Origin of the sequence: Pseudomonas granadensis, from assembly GCF_900105485.1 — a bacterium.
Classification (GTDB): domain Bacteria; phylum Pseudomonadota; class Gammaproteobacteria; order Pseudomonadales; family Pseudomonadaceae; genus Aquipseudomonas; species Aquipseudomonas granadensis.
Genome location: NZ_LT629778.1, coordinates 2,723,058 through 2,742,813, shown reverse-complemented (window position 1 = coordinate 2,742,813; position 19,756 = coordinate 2,723,058). Strand labels below are relative to the sequence as shown.

General features: G+C 61.3%; 17 protein-coding genes. 8 read left to right on the top strand and 9 right to left on the bottom strand.

Annotated elements, in window-relative coordinates:
• Positions 1–99 precede the first annotated feature (99 nt).
• The gene (locus BLU52_RS12175; protein ID WP_090283455.1) at positions 100–1,953 is read left to right on the top strand and encodes a polyurethane esterase; all 1,854 of its coding nucleotides are present in this window, start codon (positions 100–102) and stop codon (positions 1,951–1,953) included.
• A gap of 88 nt (positions 1,954–2,041) precedes the next feature.
• On the opposite strand, the gene BLU52_RS12170 is transcribed toward BLU52_RS12175, so the two are convergent.
• Positions 2,042–2,521, bottom strand: coding sequence for a nuclear transport factor 2 family protein (locus BLU52_RS12170; protein WP_090283453.1), 480 nt, complete (start codon positions 2,519–2,521; stop codon positions 2,042–2,044).
• A gap of 54 nt (positions 2,522–2,575) precedes the next feature.
• The gene (locus BLU52_RS12165; RefSeq protein WP_090283451.1) at positions 2,576–3,139 is read right to left on the bottom strand and encodes a TetR/AcrR family transcriptional regulator; all 564 of its coding nucleotides are present in this window, start codon (positions 3,137–3,139) and stop codon (positions 2,576–2,578) included.
• A 215-nt stretch (positions 3,140–3,354) separates the two neighbouring features.
• Between BLU52_RS12165 and pssA the strand changes: the two genes are divergently transcribed.
• Complete coding sequence (gene pssA / locus BLU52_RS12160; protein WP_090283449.1) at positions 3,355–4,698, top strand: CDP-diacylglycerol--serine O-phosphatidyltransferase; 1,344 nt, start codon at positions 3,355–3,357, stop codon at positions 4,696–4,698.
• A 123-nt stretch (positions 4,699–4,821) separates the two neighbouring features.
• Here pssA and efeO (BLU52_RS12155) read toward each other — a convergent pair whose 3' ends face one another.
• From efeO (BLU52_RS12155) to efeU, 4 genes are read right to left on the bottom strand one after another with little or no spacing between them, the layout of a single operon-like run.
• Entirely contained in the window at positions 4,822–5,646 is an 825-nt protein-coding gene (gene efeO / locus BLU52_RS12155; RefSeq protein ID WP_090283447.1) for an iron uptake system protein EfeO, read from the bottom strand.
• Between the two features lie 21 nt (positions 5,647–5,667).
• On the bottom strand, positions 5,668–6,966 hold the full coding sequence (gene efeB, locus BLU52_RS12150; RefSeq protein ID WP_090283445.1) for an iron uptake transporter deferrochelatase/peroxidase subunit: 1,299 nt from the start codon (positions 6,964–6,966) through the stop codon (positions 5,668–5,670).
• A gap of 18 nt (positions 6,967–6,984) precedes the next feature.
• Positions 6,985–8,184 (bottom strand): iron uptake system protein EfeO, encoded by a 1,200-nt coding sequence (gene efeO / locus BLU52_RS12145; protein ID WP_090283443.1) that lies wholly within the window; start codon positions 8,182–8,184, stop codon positions 6,985–6,987.
• A gap of 8 nt (positions 8,185–8,192) precedes the next feature.
• The gene (efeU, locus tag BLU52_RS12140) at positions 8,193–9,032 is read right to left on the bottom strand and encodes an iron uptake transporter permease EfeU (protein ID WP_090283441.1); all 840 of its coding nucleotides are present in this window, start codon (positions 9,030–9,032) and stop codon (positions 8,193–8,195) included.
• Positions 9,033–9,429: 397 nt separating this feature from the next.
• On the opposite strand from efeU, the gene BLU52_RS12135 reads away from it, so the two are divergent.
• From BLU52_RS12135 to BLU52_RS12110, 6 genes are all read left to right on the top strand, one after another.
• Complete coding sequence (locus BLU52_RS12135; RefSeq protein ID WP_090283439.1) at positions 9,430–10,446, top strand: AraC family transcriptional regulator; 1,017 nt, start codon at positions 9,430–9,432, stop codon at positions 10,444–10,446.
• Between the two features lie 282 nt (positions 10,447–10,728).
• Positions 10,729–12,393, top strand: coding sequence for an AMP-binding protein (locus BLU52_RS12130; protein ID WP_090283437.1), 1,665 nt, complete (start codon positions 10,729–10,731; stop codon positions 12,391–12,393).
• Positions 12,394–12,409: 16 nt separating this feature from the next.
• On the top strand, positions 12,410–13,171 hold the full coding sequence (locus BLU52_RS12125; protein ID WP_090283433.1) for an SDR family NAD(P)-dependent oxidoreductase: 762 nt from the start codon (positions 12,410–12,412) through the stop codon (positions 13,169–13,171).
• Between the two features lie 12 nt (positions 13,172–13,183).
• Complete coding sequence (locus BLU52_RS12120; protein WP_090283430.1) at positions 13,184–14,377, top strand: acetyl-CoA C-acyltransferase; 1,194 nt, start codon at positions 13,184–13,186, stop codon at positions 14,375–14,377.
• Between the two features lie 142 nt (positions 14,378–14,519).
• The gene (locus BLU52_RS12115) at positions 14,520–15,647 is read left to right on the top strand and encodes an acyl-CoA dehydrogenase (protein WP_090283429.1); all 1,128 of its coding nucleotides are present in this window, start codon (positions 14,520–14,522) and stop codon (positions 15,645–15,647) included.
• A gap of 15 nt (positions 15,648–15,662) precedes the next feature.
• Positions 15,663–16,436, top strand: coding sequence for an enoyl-CoA hydratase (locus tag BLU52_RS12110; protein WP_090283427.1), 774 nt, complete (start codon positions 15,663–15,665; stop codon positions 16,434–16,436).
• Positions 16,437–16,542: 106 nt separating this feature from the next.
• Here BLU52_RS12110 and BLU52_RS12105 read toward each other — a convergent pair whose 3' ends face one another.
• From BLU52_RS12105 to BLU52_RS12095, 3 genes are all read right to left on the bottom strand, one after another.
• A complete protein-coding gene (locus BLU52_RS12105; protein WP_090283425.1) occupies positions 16,543–17,694 on the bottom strand; it encodes an acyl-CoA dehydrogenase family protein in 1,152 nt (383 codons plus the stop codon).
• Between the two features lie 3 nt (positions 17,695–17,697).
• Positions 17,698–18,804, bottom strand: a complete 1,107-nt coding sequence (locus tag BLU52_RS12100; protein WP_090283423.1) for an enoyl-CoA hydratase/isomerase family protein — start codon at positions 18,802–18,804, stop codon at positions 17,698–17,700.
• Between the two features lie 142 nt (positions 18,805–18,946).
• The gene (locus BLU52_RS12095; protein WP_090283421.1) at positions 18,947–19,636 is read right to left on the bottom strand and encodes an HPP family protein; all 690 of its coding nucleotides are present in this window, start codon (positions 19,634–19,636) and stop codon (positions 18,947–18,949) included.
• Positions 19,637–19,756: the final 120 nt, after the last annotated feature.

Below are 19,756 nucleotides of genomic sequence, written 5' to 3'. Positions count from 1 at the left end.
ATCAAAAGCAGTAGTGACAATGCTCCGGTGCGCTCACCAAGGAGCGCTCTGGCTGTGAGCTATCTCTGAACAATTCCAACAACAAGAGAGGCAATGGCAATGGGTGTGTATGACTACAAGAACCTCGGTACGGCTGATTCCAAGGCGTTGTTCAGCGACGCCATGGCGATCACGCTGTATTCCTACCACAACCTCGACAACGGCTTTGCCAGCGGTTATCAGCACAACGGTTTCGGCCTCGGCCTGCCGGCCACGCTGGTCACCGCGCTGATTGGCGGCACTGATTCGCAGGGGGTGATCCCCGCCATTCCGTGGAACCCCGACTCGGAAAAGCTCGCCCTTGAAGCGGTGCAAAAGGCCGGATGGACGCCGATCAGCGCCACGCAACTGGGCTACGACGGCAAGACCGATGCACGCGGGACGTTCTTCGGCGAAAAACCCGGCTACACCAGCGCGCAAGTGGAAATCCTCGGCAAATACGATGCTCAGGGCCATCTCACCGAGTTGGGCATTGCCTTTCGTGGCACCAGCGGCCCGCGGGAAATCCTCATTGGCGATTCGATTGGCGATGTGATCAACGATCTGCTCGCCGCGTTCGGCCCCGCCGACTATGCGAAAAACTACGTTGGCGAAGCGTTCGGCAACCTGCTCAACGATGTCGTGGCGTTCGCCAGGGCCAACGGCCTTACCGGCAAGGACATTCTGGTCAGCGGCCACAGTCTCGGCGGGCTGGCGGTCAACAGCATGGCGGACCTGAGCGGCGGCAAGTGGGGCGGTTTTTTTGCCGACTCCAACTACATCGCCTACGCCTCACCGACCCAAAGCAGCACCGACAAGGTGCTCAACATCGGCTATGAAAACGACCCGGTGTTCCGCGCGCTCGACGGCTCGACCTTCAGTGGCGCTTCGGTCGGCGTGCACGATGCGCCGCACACCTCGACCACCGACAACATCGTCAGCTTCAACGACCATTACGCCTCCAGCGCCTGGAACGTGCTGCCGTTCTCGATCCTCAATATTCCGACCTGGATTTCGCATTTGCCGACCGGCTACGGCGACGGCATGACGCGGGTGCTGGACTCGAAGTTCTACGACCTGACCAGCCGCGACTCGACGATCATCGTCGCCAACCTGTCGGACCCGGCGCGGGCCAACATTTGGGTGCAGGACCTCAACCGCAACGCCGAAACCCATAAGGGCAGCACGTTCATCATCGGCAGCGACGGCAACGACCTGATCCAGGGCGGCAGCGGCAACGATTATCTGGAAGGCCGCGCCGGCAACGACAGCTTCCGCGACAGCGGTGGCTACAACATCATCCTTGGCGAGCAGGGCAGCAACAGCCTCGACCTGCAAGGCTCAGTGAAGAACTTCGATTTCGCCAACGACGGCGCCGGCAACCTGTACGTTCGCGATGCCAACGGCGGGATCAGCATCACCCGCGACATCGGCAGCATCGTCACCCAAGAGCCGGGCTTTCTCTGGGGGCTGTTCAAGGACGACGTGGTCCACAGCGTCACGGCCAGCGGTTTGAAGGTTGGCAGCAACCTCAGCGCTTACGAATCCAGCGTGAAGGGTAGCAATGGTGCCGACACGCTCAAGGCCCATGCCGGCGGCGACTGGTTGTTCGGGCTCGACGGCAATGACCGTCTGATTGGCGGCAGCGGCAACGATGTGTTGGTCGGCGGTGGCGGCAATGATCTGCTGGAGTCGGGCGGAGGGGCCGACACGTTCCTGTTCAGCGGCGCGTTCGGACACGATCGGGTGACCGGTTACACGGCCAACGACAAACTGGTGTTTCTCGGCGTGCAGGGCGTTTTGCCAGCGGAAGATTTCCGTGCGCATGCCAGCAGCGTCGGCCAGGACACGCTGCTGACGTTCGGCAATGATTCGGTGACGTTGGTCGGGGTGTCGCTCAATAGCTTGAGCGGCGAGGGCATTGTCATCGCTTGATGGGGTGGCGCTTATTGCGCCGGATTGCCGGTGACCCGGCAATCCGTTGTCGCCAGCAGGCTGGCTTCCGCATTGAAAATCTTCAGGCTCAAAGACCGAGGTCGGACAGCCCCGGGTGATCATCCGGGCGCCGGCCCAGCGGCCAGTGGAATTTGCGCTCGCTTTCCTTGATCGGCATGTCGTTGATGCAGGCGTAACGCTGGAACATCAGGCCGCTGTCATCGAATTCCCAGTTTTCGTTGCCGTAGGAACGGAACCAGTTGCCCGAATCATCGTGCCACTCGTAGGCGTAACGCACTGCGATACGGGTATCCGAGTAGGCCCAGAGCTCCTTGATCAAACGGTAATCCAGCTCTTTCGCCCATTTGCGGGTGAGAAAGGCCTTGGCTTCTTCGCGGTTGTTGGCGAACTCGGCGCGGTTGCGCCATTTCGTGTCGAGGGTATAGGCCAGCGAGACCTTTTCCGGATCGCGACTATTCCAGCCATCCTCGGCCAGACGCACTTTCTCGACGGCCGATTCGCGGTTGAACGGTGGCAATGGCGGACGTACCTGGGCTGCAGTCGACATATCAATCTCCCGAATGAATGAATAATTAAACAACGTGTCCGGCTTATTAAGGCGTTACAGGTCCAATAACTTGCGCGCCATGCATTGCGCATTATCGGCAGCGCTGTGATCACCCATCACCAGCGCTACGGTAATGGCACCGTCAATCAGGATCAGCAATTGCCTGGCCAGCAACAACGGATCTTCGGCGCCATGTTCGGTACACAACTCGCACACGTAGTCGAGCAGCTTCTGTTTGTGTTCTTTGGCGACGAGGCGCACCGGATCTTGCGCATCGCCGGTCTCGCCGCTGGTATTGATGAACGCACAGCCGCGAAAGCCTTCGTAGGCGAACCAGCCTTTGAGCACGCTGAACAGGTTGAGCAGGCGATCACCCGGGGTTTCGGCCTGTTCGACAGCGTTTCGGTACCAGTCCATCCAGCGGATGTCACGGCGTCGCAACGCGGCAATCACCAGCGCGTCCTTGTCGGCAAAATAACGGTAAATGCTTTTTCTGGAGACGCCGGCAGTCTTCACCAGGAGATCCATGCTGGTGGCGGCGATGCCACTTTTATAGATCAGCTTTTCGGTGACATCGAGAATGATGTCGCGGGTTTCGTTGCTAGTCAGTTCGTTCATGCGGTGAACAGTAGAACGGATGTTCTCCTTGGTCAAGTCTGTATTATCTTCAGCCGTAAAATCGCCATCGCCAGCCTGCTGGCTCCCACAGAGGAATGCATTTCAAATGTGGGAGCCAGCCTGCTGGCGATGGCGTCCTTCGGGACCCGACAAGACCCGAGGGATACGATGGTGTAAGCTCTCAACCTCTTCGGATTCGACCCATTGCGAGCCCTATGCCGTTGCTTTTCAAACGTTCCCTGCTGCCCAAACTGCGCAGCTTCCCGCTGACTGCCGAGGCCCTGACCATTTTGTCCGGCGCCGCCGAGTTCCGTCGTTGCCTGCTGGAGAAAATCGCCAGCGCGACGCAGCGCATCTACATCGTTGCGCTGTACCTGCAGCAGGACGAAGCCGGTCAGGAAATTCTCGATGCCCTGCACGCCGCCAAGCTCAAGCGCCCCGAGCTGGAAATCGCCGTGGTGGTCGACTGGTTGCGCGCGCAGCGTGGCTTGATCGGCGCCGGCAAGCAGCCGGGCAACTCGGCGTGGTATCAGGAAATGACCCGCACTCACGAAAGTGAAGTGCCGGTGTACGGCGTGCCGGTGCAGACCCGCGAGCTGTTTGGCGTTTTGCACCTGAAGGGCTTCGTCATCGACGATTGCGTGGTCTACAGCGGGGCGAGCCTGAACAACGTTTATCTGCACAAGTTCGACAAGTACCGCTTCGATCGCTATCACGTCCTGCACAGCCACGACCTGGCGGATTCGATGCATCACCTGGTCAAGCATGGCCTGATCGAATCGAAAGCGGTGCATCGCCTCGACTTGCCCAATCTGCCGACCACGCGCAGCCTGCGCAACGACATCGGCGATCTGCGCAGCCGTCTGAAATACGCGACGTACGACACGGCCAAAGGCAGCGGCGGCAGGGAAGGGCTGTCGGTCAGCCCGCTACTGGGTGTCGGCAAGAACAACCCGTTGAACCGGGCCATTCTCGAGCTGATTGCCAGCGCGCAGACCCAACTGACCATCTGCACACCGTACTTCAACCTGCCGCTGGGGGTGATCCGCGAGATCAACCGGGCGTTGGCGCGCGGGGTGAAGATCGACATCGTGGTCGGCGACAAGACCGCCAACGACTTCTACATTCCGCCGAGCGAGCCGTTCAAGGTGATCGCCGCGCTGCCGTATCTCTACGAGATCAGCCTGCGCCGCTTTGCCAAACGCCACCAGCGCAACATCGACAGCGGTCAGTTGAACCTGCACCTGTGGCGCGACGGCGACAATACCTACCACCTCAAAGGCATGTGGGTCGATCAGCGTTACACGTTGCTGACCGGCAACAACCTCAATCCACGGGCGTTCCGCCTCGATCTGGAAAACGCGCTGCTGATCGATGATCCGAAAGGCGAATGGCTGGCACCGCGGGCGCAGGAGCTGGAAGAAATCTTCCGCCACACCACGCGGATCGACAGCTTTCAGACCCTGGAAACGCTGCCGGATTACCCGGCTGGGGTGGCCAAGTTTCTCAAGCGCGTGAGTCGGGTGCGGATTGAGCGGTTGCTTTACCGGATCCTCTGATCGTTCGGATTTTGTGGTGCGGCTACAGCCGCTATCGCGAGCAGGCTCACTTCTGCATTGGAATGCGTTCCCCTGTAGGAGTGAGCCTGCTCGCGATAGGGCCCGACCTGGCGCTACAAAGTCTTAATTCAAACCGAGCTTGCCGCGCAACGTCGACAAATCCTCAGCCAACGTATTCACCGGCCCGACCAGCGCCTTGCGGTCGTTGTCCTTGACCTTGTCATAGGTCTCGAACCCGCCATCAGCGGTTTTGTACTTGGCGAGGATCTTGTCCACGGCGGCGAAGTTCTTGTCGACCTTCGCCGCGAACGCCTTGTCCTGCTGCTCGATCTGCGGGCGGAACAGGTCGACGATTTTCTTCGCGCCGTCGATGTTGCCCTGGAAGTCATACAGGTCGGTGTGGCTGTAGCGATCTTCTTCACCTGAAATTTTCGTGGCGGCGACTTCTTCGAGCAGCGCCGCTGCGCCACCGACGACTTTTTCCGGCGGGAAGGTCAGGCCGGCGACGCGGGTCTGCAGGTCCTGGACGTCCTTGTTCAAGCCATCGGCCAGCGCATCGAGGCCTTGGGTCGACTTCTCTGAAAACAGTGAATATTCGAGGCGGTGGAAACCGGTGAAATCCTCGGCTTTGACGCCTTTTTCGTGATCGTCGACGCGTGAATCGATGGATGCGTCGAGGTCGCTGAACAGCTCGGCAATCGGCTCGATCGACTCGTAATACACGCGGGTCGGTGCGTAGAGTTTTTGCGCAGTAGCCAGGTCGCCTTTCTTCACTGCGTCGGTGAATTGCCGGGTGTGGCTGGCCAGCTCATCGAGCTTCTCGGTGACATAGATCTTGTAGTCCGACACCGGCCCCACCAGATCCAGCGGCGCTGTCGCGGCGAAGGCCGACAGCGGGGTGTTGAGCAAACCAAGGGTCAGCAGTAACGCGAGTGGCGTCTTTTTCATCGGGGCGGCTCCAGTGTGTTGTCAGGCGGCAGTTTTTGGTTGGGTGGCGTTGAGCAGCGAGCGACCGATGAAGTCCTTGTCGCCGGTGACACCGGGCAGGGTAAAAAAGTAGCCGCCGCCGACCGGTTTGAGGTATTCCTCGAGCGGTTCGCCGTTGAGCCGGGTTTGCACGGTGATGAAGCCTTTTTCCAGATCGGCCTGGTAGCAGATGAACAGCAGGCCCATGTCGAGTTGGCCGTTCTTGTTCACGCCGTTGGAGTAATTGAATGGCCGGCGCAGGATCAGGTTGGCCTGGCTCGCGGCGGTGCGCGGGTTGGCCAGGCGAATGTGCGCGTCGAGTCTGGTCAGCTTGCCGGCCGGGTCCTTGCCGTAATCGGGGACCTGGCTTTCATGCTCGGCGCCCATCGGCGCACCGGTGGTTTTGACCCGGCCAATGATGCTTTCCTGCTCCTGCAACGGCGTGCGGTCCCAGCGTTCGACGAAGTTGCGGATGATCCGCACTGCCTGATAACTGCCGTGGGCCGCCCAGGCTGGCTCGTCGCTGCCGGGCTGCACCCAGACCAGTCGATCCATGGCCTTGCCGTCGTTGGAATCGGGATTGGCCGAGCCGTCGCGAAAGCCGAGAAAATTGCGCGCCGACTGCGCTGGCACGCCCGGTTTTGCCGGGGCTTGCGTCGGTACGCTGCCTTCCTGTTTCCAGCGCACCAGCAGCAGGTCCGGAAGGTTTTTGACGATGTCGCGCAGCGCATGGATGTTGGTGTCGGCGGTGTTTGAGCAGAACTGCAGGCTCAGATCGCCGTGGCAGCAATCGGCGTCCAGCGCGTCGTTGGGGAAGCCAACCATGCGTTGCAGACGTTTTGGCTTGGCGGCGGCCAGACCGAAGCGCTCATCGAACAATGAATCACCGACAGACACGGTAATGGTCAGATTATCCGGGGTGACATTAGGGCCAAGGATGCCGGAATCGGGCGGCGGTAGTTTCGGATCGATCTGCGCCACCGGGCCACCCTTCATCAAAAACGCGATGCGCTCGTTGAGGGTGCGGAACAGCCGCTCGAGATCGTCACGGTCACTGGCCAACACGTCGAACGCGACCAACATGCCCGAGGCCGGGCGCGGCGTGACGATACCGGTCTGGTGGACGCCGTGAAAATCGTGGCGGTCTTCGGTCTTGTCGCTGCTCGGCGCTTCGGTGACTTGCGCCGGCGCGGCGGCCATGGCCGGACAGCTCAGGGCCGAGCCGGCGAGGGCGACACCGGCGGCGCCCATGCCCATGAGCACACGGCGACGTTGCAGGTTGAGCGTTTCAAGTTCTTTCATCGGGGTCAGGTCTTCTGCTTACAGGCCGGAGAGGCCAAGGGCGGGGTCGATGCCATCCAGCGCGTCGGCCAGGGCCTGGGCTTTATCGGCGAGCTGCTGGCGTTGTTCGCCGCTGACGCTGTCGTAGCTGGCGTAGCCTTCAGCAACTTTGAGGCTGCTTAACGCGCTATCGAAATCACGCAGCGCGGCGTCGATTTTCGGCAGCAGCTCGGCGGCGGATTTGCTCAGCATTGGCCGCAGCAGATCGACCACCTTGTGCGCGGTCTGCGCATTGGCGGCGAAACCGTTGAGGTCCGTGTGGCTGTAGCGTTCTTCTTCGCCGTTGGCGGCGCGCACGTCGGCGAGCGTGTTGAGGTTGCGCACGACGATGCTCACCAGTTGCTCCGGCGGCAACGACTGGGCGAGCAGTTGCTGTTTCAACTCGCTGACATCGCTGAGCAGTTGTTGCGCCACCGGCGTCAGGCCGTCGAGTTTGCGTTGCTGGAACAGCGCGTATTCGAGGCGATGGAAACCGACGAAGCCCGGATCCTCTTCGCGTTTTTCAAAGTAATCGGCGCGGGCATTGATGCGGTTATCCAGTTCGGCGAGGCGTTGTGCGGCAGGGGCCAAACGCTGATAGGCAGCACGCGCCGGCAAATACAGCGCCTGCGCCTGACTCAGATCGCCGCTGGCGATCGCCTCATTCAGAGCGCTCACGGCTTTGATCAGTGCGCTGCTCTGGCTGGCGAGGTACACCCGGAATTCCGACAGCGGGCCGACGAAAGCCACCATCGACGGCTTGGCTTTGGCGGCCGCGTCGGAGGCTGCGGTCGGGGTTACGTGCAAGGTGCCGCGCGGGTTGCTCAGCAAGCCGCAGGTGATCGCATAGTCGCCGGGTTGCAGGTTGGCGTTGATCACCTGGCTCAGGCCCGGCGCAATGTTTTCGCGCTCTTCGACCACCAGCACACCGTCGAGGATTTCCCATTCCACGGCGCGGTCCGAGCGGTTGACGATGCGGAAACTGGCGCGCCCGGCCGGCACGCTGAGCGCATTCGGCTCGCAGTTACCGGGATGAATGTTGACCACCACTTCGTCGCGGTTGTGCTGGCGCTTGGCGGCGGCCAGTTGCGAGGCGTAGTAGAACAGCCCGCCGGCGGCGATCATCACCACCACCGAGCCGGCCACCGCCCAGCGCAAGGCACGGGGAGGCGAGGCCTGAGGAGTTTTAGGCTTGGACATGAAGGCCCTTATTGGCTGGAAACGGAAGTCGATGACAGCGATGGCGCGGGCGCGGGCAGGAAGAACAGCACCAGCGCCACCAGCAGGTAGATCACATAGGCACCGAGAGTGCTGATGGTCGGCGCGTCCTGATAACCGAACATGCCGGCCAGCACCGAGCCCAGCGGGCCATCCATTGGCAGGGTCGCGCTGAAGTCGAACAATACGGACTGCCAGTGATTCCAAAGCCCGGCCTCATGCAGTGCCTGCACCGAGTTGGCGAGGATCCCGGCGGCCACCACCAGGATGAACAACCCGGTCCACTTGAAGAACGCCGAAAGATTGAGGCGCATGCTGCCGCTGTAGATCAGAAAGCCGACGATGACTGCCAGTACCAGCCCCAACAGTGCGCCGATCGGCGCGCCCGGGCCTTCGCTTTGCTGAAACACCGCGAGCAGAAAGAACACGGTTTCCAGGCCTTCGCGGGCGACAGCGAAGAACACCATGGCAATCAACGCGATCACCTGATGCTTCGACGCGGTCAGCGCCTGATCCAGTGAGGCTTGCAGCGTATGCTTGATTGAGCGGGCGACCTTGCGCATCCAGAACACCATCGAACTGAGGATGCCCACGGCGACCAGTCCGACGATGCCTTCGAACAGCTCCTGCTGCTTCTGCGGGAATTCAGCGCTGACCAGTTCCAGGCCACCGCCGACCAGCAGGGCGAGGGCGGCAGCGAGGAAAACCCCGATCCACACGGCGGGCATCCATTGACCGCGGCCGGTTTGCTGAAGATAACTGGCGATGATGCCAACGATCAGCGCGGCTTCAATGCCTTCGCGCAGCATGATCAGAAAGGGAACGAGCATTCGGCACAACCACCGGTGATTTAGATAGGTAGCTAAGTTGTAACATAATGACACTCATTCCCAAATGGGGATGATTGACATTTAGCTGAACCTAACCTGAACAAAACCGATCTTCGCCTCACCCACATCCTTGTAGGCCTTCGCCTGCTCGCGATAGCGGTATGTCATTCACTTTATGAGTCAACAGGCGAACCGCTATCGCGAGCAGGCTCACTCCTACAGGGGCGTGGACAGCCACGATTCTGCGTACGCTACGAATCCTGTGGGAGCGAGCCTGCTCGCGATGACGGCGGTACATTCAACATCGCATTCGCCTGACAGCGCCTTCGCAAGCAGACCCGCTCCCGCAGGGGTAAGATGGCGGGCATCGAAATAACAACAAGGCTCGCCGCGTTCCATGTCGGAAAAAGACACCATCGCCATTCAACTGGTGCGCGAAGCACTGTTGCAAAGTTGTGCGCCCGGCGCGACCACTCAGGAGGTGTTGCACAAGGTCGGCATCGATCCGGCATTGCTGCAAGCCGAGCACGCTCGGGTGCCCGCATCGCAATACGCGAAACTCTGGCGCCTGTTGGCCCGCCGCACCGACGACGAGTTTTTCGGCATGGACCCGCGCAAGCTCAAGTCTGGCAGCCTGGCGTTCCTGTGCCGCGCGGCGATGGCGCAACCGACGCTGGCGGCGGGGCTGAGCACAAGCTTGAGTTTTCTCTCGCTGATGCTCGAGCGGTTGCCGGCGCAGCTGGTGCGCCAGCAAAGCCTGGCGGAAATCGTTCTGCTCGAAGACGACTACGAACCGCGCCGCGCTTTCACTTATTTCACCTACTGGATGATCGTTCACGGCGTCGCCTGCTGGCTGGCCGGACGGCGCATTCCGATTCTGGCGATCGAACTGCGCTGCGCCGCGCCGGATTTCACCGACGACTATCAAGTGATGTTTTCGCAAAACCTGCGTTTCGGACGCCCGCGCACGCGGATGATTTTCGCAGCTGACTGCCTCGACCTGCCGATCAAGCGCAGCCCGGAAGAATTGCAGCGCTTTCTCGCCCACGCACCGGCGAACATTCTGGTGAAGTACCGCGACCCGGAAAGCCTCGCCAGCCGGATCAAGCACGATTTGCGTCAGTTGCCCGCCGAACAATGGCCGGAAACCGAAGCGCTGGCCCAGCAATTGTGCATGTCCGCCTCGACGTTGCGCCGGCGCCTGGCGTTAGAAGGGCAGACCTGGCAGGGCCTCAAGGACAGCGTGCGCAAGGAGCTGGCGATCACCTGGCTGGCAGAGCCTTCGATCAGCTTCGCCGAGATCGCCGCGCGCCTCGGTTTCGCCGATGTCAGCTCGTTCTACAAGGCGTTTCGCAAGTGGTCGGGGTCTAACCCCGGCCACTATCGCACTCTGATTCTGAATGAAGCCGTTTGAGCCGATGCCATCGCTAGCAGGCTAGCTCCCACAGTTTGAACGCATTCCAACCTGTGGGAGCTAGCCCTGCTAGCGATAGCGCCATGACAGGCGCCGCCTATCGTGAGCCTTGACTGATCGTTCCCATGCTCCGCGTGGAAACTATTATCTCCGCGAGGTTTTTTGGCCAAACCAGTCAACCAGCTTGATGGCTTTGACCATTGCCCCAGCCCCGGCTCAGCGCGACTATTCCTCTGTTGTTTACGGTTCCCAGCCTAATAAAAACACCGAGGGATTCTGGCAATGCGCGATTACTTGTCTGCCACCGCACAGTTCAACTATCAGCACACCGTCGATGCCGCGCTCAGCGGTTCGCTTGCAGCGCTCAACGCCTGTGTCGAATGTTGCGACCGCCACGCCTTGCCGGGGCGCATTGCCTTGTTCTGGGAGGGGCGCGACGGCAGCAGTGCGACGTACACCTTCACTGACCTGCAAGATAAAGCCGCGCGTTTCGCCAATTTCCTCCTCGCCCAGGGCGTGCAGAAGGGCGACAAGGTCGCCGGATTGTTACCGCGCAATGTCGAGTTGCTGATCACCGTACTCGCCACCTGGCGCATCGGTGCGGTGTATCAACCGTTGTTCACCGCCTTCGGCCCCAAAGCCCTCGAGCACCGTCTGAACAGTTCCGGCGCCAAAGTCGTGGTGACCGATGCGGTCAACCGGCCGAAACTCGCCGAAGTCGCCGATTGCCCGACGCTGGTCACGGTGGGCGGCGCCAAAGGCCAGGGCATCGTGCGTGGCGATTACAGCTTCTGGGCCGAACTGGCCAACTATTCCAGCGTTTGCGAGCCGCTGCTGCTGACCGGCGACGACCCGTTCCTGCTGATGTTCACCTCCGGCACCACCGGACCGGCAAAAGCACTGTCAGTGCCGCTCAAGGCCATCGTTGCATTCAAGAGTTACACCCGCGATGCCGTGGATTTGCGCCCGGAAGATGCGTTCTGGAACGTCGCCGATCCGGGCTGGGCCTACGGCATCTATTTTGGTGTCACCGGGCCGTTGGCGCTGGGCCATCCGATTACGTTCTACGATGGGCCGTTCACCCTCGAAAGCACCTGCCGGGTGATCAACAAATACGCCATCAGCAACCTCACCGGGTCGCCGACGGCCTATCGTCTGCTGATTGCCGGCGGTGAGGAATTCGCCAAGTCGATCAAGGGCAAACTGCGCATCGTCAGCAGTGCCGGCGAACCGTTGAACCCGGAAGTGATTCGCTGGTTCGCCGACCATCTCGACGTGGTCATCCACGACCACTACGGCCAGACCGAACTGGGAATGGTTCTGTGTAACCACCACGGTCTCGAGCATCCGGTGCACGTCGGCGCCGCCGGCTTCGCCTCGCCGGGCCACCGCATCGTGGTGCTCGATGAACACCACAACGAACTCGGCGTCGGCCAGCCTGGCATTCTCGCCATCGACCGCCCGCAATCGCCGATGTGCTGGTTTGGCGGCTACGAAGGCGCGCCGACCAAGGCGTTTGTCGGCAACTACTACCTCAGCGGCGACACCGTGGAATGGAACCCGGACGGCAGCATCAGCTTCGTCGGCCGCAGCGACGATGTGATCACCACCTCCGGCTACCGTGTCGGCCCGTTCGATGTCGAAAGCGCTTTGATCGAGCACCCGGCGGTGGTCGAAGCGGCGGTGGTCGGTAAACCCGACCCGGAACGCACCGAACTGGTCAAAGCCTTCGTCGTGCTCAGTGCGCAATACCGCGCCGCCCCCGAGCTGGCTGAAGAACTGCGCCAACATGTGCGCAAGCGTCTGGCCGCGCATTCGTACCCGCGGGAAATCGAATTTGTCAGCGAATTGCCCAAGACCCCAAGTGGCAAATTGCAGCGCTTTATCTTGCGCAACCAGGAAATCGCCAAGGCTCAAGAGGCCGCGGCGCACAACGTTTCAGCTTGAATCGAAGGAAACAGTCATGCAGATCGAGAACAAGGTTTTTATCGTCACCGGCGGCGCGTCTGGCCTTGGTGCCGCCAGCGCTGAGCTACTGGTCAGTGCCGGTGCGAAAGTGATGCTGGTGGACATGAACGCCGAGGCCGTGGCCGCTCAGGCGCAGCGTATTGGCGCCAAAAGCGTGGTCGCCGACATCAGCAATGAAGCCGCCGCCGAAGCCGCGGTTCAGGCGACCCTTGATGCGTTTGGCAGCCTCAACGGCCTGGTCAACTGCGCCGGCATCGTCCGTGGCGAGAAGATCCTCGGTAAGACCGGCCCGCATGCGCTGAGCAGCTTCGCCCAGGTGATCAACGTCAACCTGATCGGCAGTTTCAACATGCTGCGCCTCGCCGCGGCGGCGATCGCCGAGTCTGAAGCCAACGCCGACGGCGAGCGCGGGGTGATCATCAACACTGCCTCGGTGGCGGCCTTCGACGGGCAAATTGGTCAGGCGGCGTACTCGGCCTCCAAAGGCGCGATCGCCAGCCTGACTCTGCCGGCCGCCCGTGAACTGGCGCGCTTCGGCATCCGCGTGATGACCATCGCCCCGGGCATTTTCGAAACGCCGATGATGGCCGGCATGACCCCGGAAGTGCGCGAATCACTGGCTGCCGGCGTCCCGTTCCCGCCACGTTTGGGAAAGCCGGCCGAATACGCCGCGCTGGTCCGGCACATCATCGAAAACAGCATGCTCAACGGCGAGGTGATCCGTCTCGACGGCGCCTTGCGCATGGCCGCGAAGTAAGGAGGATTTGTCATGACTATTTCCAATGATCCGATTGTCATCGTCAGCGCTGTGCGCACGCCGATGGGCGGTTTTCAGGGCGAATTGAAAAGCCTCACCGCGCCGCAACTCGGTGCTGCCGCGATCAAGGCCGCAGTCGAGCGCGCCGGGGTCGCCAGCGATGCGGTCGACGAAGTGTTGTTCGGTTGCGTGCTGCCCGCCGGCCTCGGCCAGGCGCCGGCACGTCAGGCCGCGCTGGGCGCCGGGCTGGATAAATCGACCCGCTGTACCACGGTCAACAAGATGTGCGGTTCGGGCATGGAAACCACCATTCTGGCCCACGACATGCTCATCGCCGGCAGCGCCGATGTAGTCATCGCCGGGGGCATGGAAAGCATGTCCAACTCGCCGTATCTGCTCGATCGCGCCCGCGCCGGTTACCGCATGGGCCACGGCCGCGTACTCGACTCGATGTTTCTCGACGGCCTCGAAGATGCCTACGACAAGGGCCGCCTGATGGGCACCTTCGCCGAAGACTGCGCCGAAACCAACGGCTTTAGCCGCGAAGCGCAGGATGCGTTCGCCATCGCCTCGACCACCCGCGCCCAGCAAGCGATCAAGGACGGCAGCTTCAAGGACGAAATCGTCCCGCTGACCGTGACCGTGGGCAAAGAGCAGGTGCTCATCAGCCACGATGAACAGCCGCCAAAAGCCAAGCTGGACAAGGTTGCTTCGCTGAAACCGGCGTTCCGCGAAGGCGGCACCGTGACGGCGGCCAACTCCAGCTCGATCTCCGATGGCGCCGCCGCATTGGTGCTGATGCGCCAGTCGCAGGCGCAAACCCTGGGCTTGAAACCGCTGGCGGTGATCCATGGCCACGCGGCATTCGCGGACACGCCGGGGCTGTTCCCGACCGCGCCGATCGGGGCGATCAAGAAGCTGATCAAGAAAACCGGCTGGGCGCTGGATCAGGTCGACCTGTTCGAGGTCAACGAAGCTTTCGCCGTGGTCGGCATGGCAGCGATGACCCACCTGGAAATCCCCCATGACAAGCTCAATGTGCACGGCGGCGCCTGCGCCCTCGGCCATCCGATCGGTGCATCGGGGGCGCGGATTCTGGTGACGTTGTTGGCGGCGCTGCGGCAGAAGCAGCTCAAGCGCGGGATTGCAGCGATCTGCATTGGTGGCGGTGAGGCCACAGCGATGGCGGTGGAATGCCTCTATTGAAGCCAAGCGCAATCCCTGTGGGAGCCAGCCTGCTGGCGATAGCGGTGTGTCATAAATGCGAATAGTGACTGGCACACCGCAATCGCCAGCAGGCTGGCTCCCACATTTGCAATGCAGTGCGACTGATATTCAAGGATTCACCATGATTCCCAACGAAGACCAAACCCAGATCCGCGACATGGCCCGGCAGTTCGCCGAGGAGCGCCTCAAGCCGTTCGCCGCCGAGTGGGATCGCGAGCACCGTTTCCCCAGGGAAGCCATCGCCGAGATGGCCGAACTGGGATTTTTCGGCATGCTGGTGCCGGAACAGTGGGGCGGTTGCGAGACCGGTTACCTGGCCTACGCCATGGCTCTGGAAGAAATCGCCGCCGGCGATGGTGCCTGCTCGACGATCATGAGCGTGCACAACTCAGTGGGTTGCGTGCCGATCCTCAAGTTCGGCAATGACGATCAGCGCGAGCGCTTTCTCAAGCCGCTGGCCAGCGGCGCGATGCTTGGCGCCTTTGCCCTGACCGAGCCGCAGGCCGGTTCCGATGCCAGCAGCCTGAAGACCCGCGCCCGGCGCGAGGGCGATCATTACGTACTCAATGGCTGCAAACAGTTCATCACCTCCGGGCAGAACGCCGGGGTCGTGATCGTGTTCGCGGTGACTGATCCGAGCGCCGGCAAGCGCGGCATCAGCGCGTTTATCGTGCCAACCGACTCACCGGGCTACAGCGTCGCGCGGGTCGAAGACAAACTCGGCCAGCATGCCTCGGACACCTGCCAGATTCTTTTTCAAGAGCTCAAGGTGCCGCTGGCCAACCGTCTGGGCGAGGAGGGCGAAGGCTACAAGATCGCCCTCGCCAACCTTGAGGGCGGCCGCGTCGGTATTGCTGCGCAGGCAGTGGGCATGGCCCGTGCGGCCTTCGAAGCGGCGCGTGACTACGCCCGTGAACGTGACACCTTTGGCAAGCCGATCATCGAGCATCAGGCGGTGGCGTTTCGTCTGGCCGACATGGCCACGCAAATCGCTGTCGCCCGGCAAATGGTGCATTACGCCGCGGCTCTGCGTGACAGCGGCCAGCCGGCACTGGTCGAGGCATCGATGGCCAAGCTGTTCGCCTCGGAGATGGCCGAAAAGGTCTGCTCGATGGCCTTGCAAACCCTCGGCGGTTACGGTTACCTCAACGACTTTCCGCTGGAACGCATCTACCGCGACGTGCGTGTCTGCCAGATCTACGAAGGCACCAGCGACATTCAGCGCATGGTCATTTCGCGCAATCTCTGACAAGGAAACTTCTTCATGATTTTCGACACCATCCTGCTTGAAACCCATGGCCGAGTTGGCCTTATCACCCTCAACCGGCCGCAGGCCCTGAATGCGCTGAACGCGCAACTGGTCAGCGAAGTGAACCAGGCCCTCGATGCGCTGGAAGCTGACGCGAACATTGGCTGCATCGTCCTCACTGGTTCGAAAAAGGCTTTCGCCGCCGGAGCTGACATCAAGGAAATGGCCGAGCTGACCTATCCGCAGATCTACATGGACGACCTGTTCAGCGACAGCGACCGCGTCGCCAACCGGCGCAAGCCGATCATCGCCGCGGTCAACGGTTTTGCCCTTGGCGGCGGTTGCGAACTGGCGCTGATGTGCGACTTCATCCTGGCCGGCGACAACGCCAGATTCGGCCAGCCGGAAATCAACCTCGGCGTGCTCCCAGGCATGGGCGGCACCCAACGCCTGACCCGCGCCGTGGGCAAGGCCAAAGCCATGGAAATGTGCCTGAGCGGGCGCATGATCGATGCCGTGGAAGCCGAGCGCTGCGGCATCGTCGCACGGATCGTGCCGAGTGATGAGTTGCTTGATGAAGCGCTGAAAGTGGCGGCGGTGATTGCCGACAAGTCATTGCCGATTGCGATGATGATCAAGGAAAGCGTGAACCGCGCCTTTGAAGTGAATCTGAGCGAAGGCGTGCGGTTTGAGCGTCGGGTGTTTCATGCCGCGTTTGCCACGCAGGATCAGAAAGAAGGGATGGCGGCGTTTATTGGCAAGCGGGCGGCTGAGTTTCAGGGTAAGTAATTCGGCGTCTTCAAAAACGGCATCGCCAGCAGGCTGGCTCCCACAGGGGATTTGTGTACAGCGCAGATCCAATGTGGGAGCCAGCCTGCTGGCGATGCTTTTGCTTTTAGAGCTGATAGTTCTTCAAATCCCGCGCAATCACCATCCGCTGAATCTCGCTGGATCCTTCATAGATCTGGGTAATCCGCGCATCGCGGTAGTACTTCTCGACCGGGTAATCCTCCAGATAACCATAGCCGCCATGGATCTGAATCGCCGACGAGCAGACTTTCTCGGCCATTTCCGAGGCAAACAGCTTGGCCTGCGACGCTTCCGACAAACACGGTTTGCCCGCCGTGCGCAGCCGCGCCGCGTGCAGGATCAGCAAGCGTGCCGCGTTGATCTGCAGGTGCATGTCGGCCAGCAGGTTGGCGATGCTCTGGTGCTCGATGATCGGTTTATCGAACTGCACGCGCTCTTGGGCATACACCAGCGCCGCCTCGAATGCCGCTCGCGCGATACCCAGTGCTTGCGCGGCGATGCCGATGCGTCCGCCTTCGAGGTTGGACAAGGCGATCGCCAGGCCTTTGCCGCGTTCGCCGAGCAGGTTGGCTTCGGGAATGCTGCAATTGTTCAAGGTCACCGCACAGGTGTCGGAGGCGCGAATGCCCATTTTGTGTTCGGTACGATCGACAATGAAACCCGGCGTATCGGTCGGCACCAGAAACGCCGAAAGGCCTTTCTTGCCCAACTCCGGGTCGGTCACCGCAAACACGATCGCCAGTTTCGCCCGTTTGCCATTGCTGACAAATTGCTTGGCGCCGTTGATCACCCACTGGCCGTCACGCAGTTCAGCGCGGGTGCGTAGATTGTGCGCTTCGGAGCCGGCCTGCGGCTCGGTCAGGCAGAAGCAACCGATGGCCTGGCCGCTGGCCAGATCGGCCAGCCAGGTCTGCTTCTGCTCGTCGCTGCCGTAATTGAGTACCGGCCCGCAGCCCACCGAGTTGTGAATGCTCATGAATGCGCCGGTCGCACCGTCGCCGGCCGATATTTCCTCTACGGCGAGTGCATAGGCGACGTAGTCGACGTAAGTGCCGCCCCATTCTTCGGGCACCACCATGCCCAACAGGCCGAGTTCGCCCATCTTTGCCACCAGCGCGTCGTCGATCCAGCCGGCCTTTTCCCACGCTTGCGCATGGGGCGCGATTTCGCCACGGGCAAAATCCCGGGCCATGTCGCGGATCATCACTTGTTCTTCAGTCAGTTCGAGATCGTGCATGGCTCAGCTCCCGCTCTCATCAAAACCGTGGAAAAAACTCGCGACGTGCGCAGCGTCCAGCTCGGCGAGGGTGGGCGGATTCCAGCGTGGTGTCTTGTCTTTATCGATCAGCAGGGCGCGCACGCCTTCGATCAGATCGCCACGGGCAAACCATTGGCGATCCAGATGCAATTCCAGATCAAAGCACTGCTCAAGGCTCAGTTGACGTCCACGGCGGAGCATTTGCAGCGTCACTGCCATCGCCAGTGGCGAGCGGGTTTCCAGCAAATCCGCGGTGGTCAGCGCCCAGTCGTGGCTGTTGGCGACGGTGACCTCGCGCATTTGCTCGACTATGCTCGGCACATCCGGCAAGGCGAAAAAGTGATCGATGGCGGGGCGCAAGGCTTGCAGCGGTGCATCAGGCAAGGTCTGTACGGCGTGTTTGGCGAGCAGGTTCTGCAGCGCTTTGAGTGGCGTGTCCTGCCATTCCATCTGGTCGAGTTTTTCATCGAGCAGCGCCAGTTTGCTGCTGTCCAGATACCAGTCGGCCAGGCCGCAATACAGCGCATCGGCCGCGCGAATCTGCACGCCGCTGAGGCCCAGATAAACTCCCAATTCGCCGGGAATGCGCGAGAGGAAATAACTGCCGCCAACATCCGGGAAATAACCGATGGCCACTTCCGGCATCGCCAGACGGCTCTTGTCGGTCACCACACGCAAATCGGCGCCTTGCACCAGGCCCATGCCACCGCCGAGGACGAAACCGTCCATCAGCGCCAGCACCGGCTTGCGGTAGTGATGCAGGGTCAGGTCGAGGGCGTATTCCTCGACGAAGAAATCTTCATGCAGGGTGTCGCCGCTTTTGAAACTGTCGTACAGCGAACGAATGTCGCCGCCGGCGCAGAAGGCTTTTTCCCCGGCACCGCGCAAAACAATGGCGTGGACATTGGCGTCGGCGGCCCACGCATCGAGCTGCTGCTGCAACTGACGGACCATGTCGAGGGTGATGGCGTTGAGGCCGGCGGGGCGGTTCAGGGTCAGGTGACCGATGTGGTTGCGCACTTCGGCCAGCACTTCGTTCTGCGTGGTATCCATGGACGGGGTCCGTTGGGATGAAGCCTGAGCTGTCATCTGTAACTCCCTGCTTTTATTGTCTTTATTCGAAAAGCCCGCGCACGGGCAGTAGCCGATCGTAACAGTGCAAATTTGCCGTGTACAACCCGGATATGTGCAGGCGCTGTTTGCGTTTTTACCTTAGCCGAACCACGAAAAATTACTTGGAAAAAACCTCACCGATGCTGCGACGCTTGGCGTACAGCTCACTGACATGCACCAAGCGCTCAAGGTCTTCGGGGGTGACATCGATAAACGCCTCCATCTCCGCCAGCGCCCGTTTCAGGTCCTCGGCGGTAATGGCGAGGCTGTCGACCGGCGTCATCAGCGGCGCCGGTTCTGCCGGGCGTTTCGGGTAGCGGATGCGGGTCAGGTTGTTGTAGGCGAGGGCGCTGGTGAGCATGCACACCGCGCCGAGCATCACTGGTTCCATGGCTTTCCAGTCCATGGCGATAGTTGCAGGGTCAGCCAATACCAGTGTCAGCGCGAGGGCGCCGGCCGGTGGATGCAGGCAACGCAGCCAGCACATCAGAATCAACGCCATGCCCGCTGCCAGGCAGGCACTGCCGAGGGTGCGGCCGAGCACGTGAGCGACCAGCAGCGCGACGACGCCGGCGCACAGGTAACCGCCGACGATCGACCATGGCTGGGCCAGGGCGCCCGAGGACACGGCGAACAGCAGCACTGCCGATGCGCCCAGCGGGCCGATCAGGTGATAGGCAACGTCATGGCCGAAGACTTGTGCGCACAGCCAGACACTGAACAACGTCCCCAGCGCCATGCCGATGGCGGCGCGACTCCATTCGGTGGGACGGGTGTTGATAGCGGCGGGCAACCAGCGAGCGAGCATGTGAATCCGATCCTTTGCAGCAAATTCAAGACAAAAAAAAGGACTTGTCCGGCATATCCGGAAAGCCCTCGAAGCGTTCCAACATTGGGGGAGGAACGCGCACAGTGTGCCGGGCAAAGT

Coding starts and splice junctions, on each gene's coding strand:
- BLU52_RS12175 (WP_090283455.1), top strand. CDS start 100: ATGGGTGTGTATGACTACAAGAACCTCGGTACGGCTGATTCCAAGGCG.
- BLU52_RS12170 (WP_090283453.1), bottom strand. CDS start 2,521: ATGTCGACTGCAGCCCAGGTACGTCCGCCATTGCCACCGTTCAACCGC.
- BLU52_RS12165 (WP_090283451.1), bottom strand. CDS start 3,139: ATGAACGAACTGACTAGCAACGAAACCCGCGACATCATTCTCGATGTC.
- pssA (WP_090283449.1), top strand. CDS start 3,355: ATGCCGTTGCTTTTCAAACGTTCCCTGCTGCCCAAACTGCGCAGCTTC.
- efeO (WP_090283447.1), bottom strand. CDS start 5,646: ATGAAAAAGACGCCACTCGCGTTACTGCTGACCCTTGGTTTGCTCAAC.
- efeB (WP_090283445.1), bottom strand. CDS start 6,966: ATGAAAGAACTTGAAACGCTCAACCTGCAACGTCGCCGTGTGCTCATG.
- efeO (WP_090283443.1), bottom strand. CDS start 8,184: ATGTCCAAGCCTAAAACTCCTCAGGCCTCGCCTCCCCGTGCCTTGCGC.
- efeU (WP_090283441.1), bottom strand. CDS start 9,032: ATGCTCGTTCCCTTTCTGATCATGCTGCGCGAAGGCATTGAAGCCGCG.
- BLU52_RS12135 (WP_090283439.1), top strand. CDS start 9,430: ATGTCGGAAAAAGACACCATCGCCATTCAACTGGTGCGCGAAGCACTG.
- BLU52_RS12130 (WP_090283437.1), top strand. CDS start 10,729: ATGCGCGATTACTTGTCTGCCACCGCACAGTTCAACTATCAGCACACC.
- BLU52_RS12125 (WP_090283433.1), top strand. CDS start 12,410: ATGCAGATCGAGAACAAGGTTTTTATCGTCACCGGCGGCGCGTCTGGC.
- BLU52_RS12120 (WP_090283430.1), top strand. CDS start 13,184: ATGACTATTTCCAATGATCCGATTGTCATCGTCAGCGCTGTGCGCACG.
- BLU52_RS12115 (WP_090283429.1), top strand. CDS start 14,520: ATGATTCCCAACGAAGACCAAACCCAGATCCGCGACATGGCCCGGCAG.
- BLU52_RS12110 (WP_090283427.1), top strand. CDS start 15,663: ATGATTTTCGACACCATCCTGCTTGAAACCCATGGCCGAGTTGGCCTT.
- BLU52_RS12105 (WP_090283425.1), bottom strand. CDS start 17,694: ATGCACGATCTCGAACTGACTGAAGAACAAGTGATGATCCGCGACATG.
- BLU52_RS12100 (WP_090283423.1), bottom strand. CDS start 18,804: ATGACAGCTCAGGCTTCATCCCAACGGACCCCGTCCATGGATACCACG.
- BLU52_RS12095 (WP_090283421.1), bottom strand. CDS start 19,636: ATGCTCGCTCGCTGGTTGCCCGCCGCTATCAACACCCGTCCCACCGAA.